Source organism: Acidocella sp., assembly GCF_052326845.1.
In the GTDB taxonomy this organism is placed as follows: Bacteria; Pseudomonadota; Alphaproteobacteria; order Acetobacterales; family Acetobacteraceae; genus Acidocella.
Genome location: NZ_JBKQJR010000027.1, coordinates 1 through 2707 on the forward strand (window position 1 = coordinate 1; position 2707 = coordinate 2707).

Annotated in this window: 3 protein-coding genes; 1 reads left to right on the plus strand and 2 read right to left on the minus strand. The window is 63.4% G+C overall.

Translation table 11 applies throughout. The features are described from left to right. On the plus strand, positions 1–271 hold a 271-nt coding region (locus tag ACLPJJ_RS02015; protein WP_443589074.1), incomplete at its 5' end, for a hypothetical protein. A gap of 61 nt (positions 272–332) precedes the next feature. Here the strand turns inward: ACLPJJ_RS02015 and ACLPJJ_RS02020 are convergent. Continuing rightward, complete coding sequence (locus ACLPJJ_RS02020; protein WP_443589075.1) at positions 333–2171, minus strand: hypothetical protein; 1839 nt, start codon at positions 2169–2171, stop codon at positions 333–335. A gap of 291 nt (positions 2172–2462) precedes the next feature. Beyond that, positions 2463–2707, minus strand: a 245-nt coding sequence (locus ACLPJJ_RS02025; RefSeq protein WP_443589076.1) for an energy transducer TonB, incomplete at its 5' end; no start/stop codon positions are given.

Consider the following 2707-nt stretch of genomic DNA (forward strand, 5'->3'; position numbering starts at 1 on the left):
GACGCTGCTCATCATGGCAGACGACAAGATTGTCAGAATCACCGCCAACAGCGATGCCCTGCTCCAGCTTCTGGTGGCGGCAGCCGGCGCCGCAAACATCAGTTCCGAGCAAGCGGTGCAGTTGGACCTGATTCGGCGATCCACCAGTGCGATTCAGCCGGACGGGGGCCGACTAGTTGAATTGATTCGCTGCTGCTTGCTTGGTCCCCACGCCGGCGCGGGAATCCCGGAGATCCCCGTCGCCGGCAGCGATCAGGCGGTGGACATGTAGACTCGATTCTCCGAAAATGCCCTATTTCGCGAACCGGGCTGTCAGCCCGTTTCCGCCAACTCTATGCCGACCTTGCTAGCAGATGGCTCGCGCGCAAATGCAGCACTTTCCTGGCAGCGCCAGCCAAGATCCGCCGCACCAGCAGCACCTGGCGTGCTGTATCTCTGCTCGCCAATAGCCCTCGTTCCCACAGCCTGCGCCGCAGGGCCGCCTCGCTCACCGCTAGGCTCTCCGTACCAGCTATCTCCTGCACGACTTGATAGCTGGCGCTGGGCTCCAGGTATAAGTCACCGTTCACCACCCAACCGATGCAGCGGCCCCGTGGCTTCCACCCACGGCCAGAACCGGTTCGCTGCCAGCCCCAGCCGGCGGCCTCGGTTGGCGCCTTGCCTTGCCGGTCCGCCACATACGCCTGGCCGGTTGCCAGGGCGGTCTTCAACAGGCCCGTAAACCGCACTGTCGGATCGCCAGCCGTCTGATATTTTGCTTGCCGCTCGGCAAGTTCGACCAGCGCCTGTCTGGCGCGCTCCTCCAACTCCGCTCTTTCAAGCCCCCCGATGGCCCCCTTTTCCGCGGCGAAGTCCAGGAAGATCTCCCAGCCAGCCCGCAGTTCCGCTATCGCTGCCGGTGTCCGCGCATGTCCCGCCATCCCGTGCTCCTGACTGCGCAGGACCTGCACGCGCTGCTGCAGGCGGTTCTGCATGGCCTCATAGGTGCCCGCCAGCCACACCACGAAGGCGCCCATCGCTGCTGCCAGGAGACCTTCACGCCCGGCACTCTGGCCGGCGTTCAATGCCGTCCGTCGAACCGCGCCGGCGTCGATCTCAACAATCAGCAGCCGGGCGCGGATACTTTGTCCCGGCGGCACCGCTTCTCCGGTTCCCAGCACCAGCCCGCGCGGGGATTGCTGCGTCTGGAGTCGTCCGTCTCCTCCCAGACGGCTGCGTGCCTGTGCATTTCCCACGCCGCGGAACAAGCGTTCCGTAACGCTCTCTAACAGTCCGTCACCCACGCCGCCGGCGGGAGCGAAGTCGTCCACCACCAGCAACGCATCTTTGGCGGCGTAAGCCAGCCGTTCCAAGGCATTCGCCGTGGAGGCGAAGTTGGCTGGCAGACCGCTGGCATCCATGGCTGCGCCGAAGTGTTGCTGTGCCAGCGCCGCGAGGGCGGTCTTAAAGACCCCGCTGGGACCGCTTAAGAACAGACTGAAACGTGACGCGCCCAGGGCTGCCCGATACACGCTCGCCAGCAGGGGAAAGCTGATCCGGTCGGGCGCGGCCAAGAGTATCTGCAAGCTGGCTCGCACGGCTGTCGTCAACTGCCCATGATTGGCGGGCACACGCAACTGGTAATGCTGCAGAGCGGCCGGCGGTTGTACTTGCAATCCATTGACCGGTCCGCCGACTCCCAGCGCGCCTCCGGCATGCAGGTACACCCATTGTGAGCCGTGTCGGCGCCAGCCCAGATGCGCGTAGATGTGTTCCTGATGAATCGCCCCGGATAAGGACTGCATGGCAGCGCGCACATGCTGTTGCTGTCCCGGATAGATGATGGCCCGTGGTCCCAGCCTTTCGAGCACCCAGCCCATCCGGCCGAACTCCGCTGCCGGCAGGGCAAAGACTTGGCGGCTCCCCCCCAATTCGGCTTCCACGCCAAATTCGCGTTGCTGTTGGGCGCCATCGTCGCGGATGATATCACTGACGATCCGGGCCCTGAAGTTAGCCACCGGAGTGCGCCTCACCTGGCCGTTGGCCAACTGATCCCGGCGGACCATGTGCGTCCCGCTGTACTCGTAGCAGCGCAACGATGATTCGTCGACGGGTATGTCAGCGTCCAACTCTGGCACCGTCCCGCCATCTGGATCCTGCTCGGCGCCCAAAAAGATCATTCTGAATTTCATCACGTCTCCTGTGCGCAGCAGCGTTCGCCTGACGGAACCGGCATTATGGTGCGCGCTGAGACATGCATGGCTCAGGAAGGGCCGGACAGTCAACTTGGCCGGAGAGCATCAGTTGTCGGGTTTGTCAGGTTTGTCGGGTTTCGAGGGAGGGTGGTAACCGCGGTCGAGAGAGGGTAAGCGTGGTGCCGCGCAGATGCAAGGCCATTAAATACGGTCGAACGCGCTAAAGCCAGCTAACCGATTGATACAGATAGGCTTGCAGATAATCGCCGGGGGCCTGATAATTTCAATTTACGTGCACCTGCGTGCATCTGCTGCCTGAACTGCCACCGTTTTTCCGCCTTTCTCTCCTGGCTTGAACCGCCACTGGGCCACCGCCTCGAGTGCCTTTTCATCCAACCCCAACCCTAGGGGGCGGACCACAAACATCGAGGTGGGCGTGAAGCCGTCGACCATGGGCGCCACCACGTAGCGGTAGCCGTCGGCGTTGGTGACCACGTACATAGCGGCCACATCGTCGGCATGACTGGCGACGG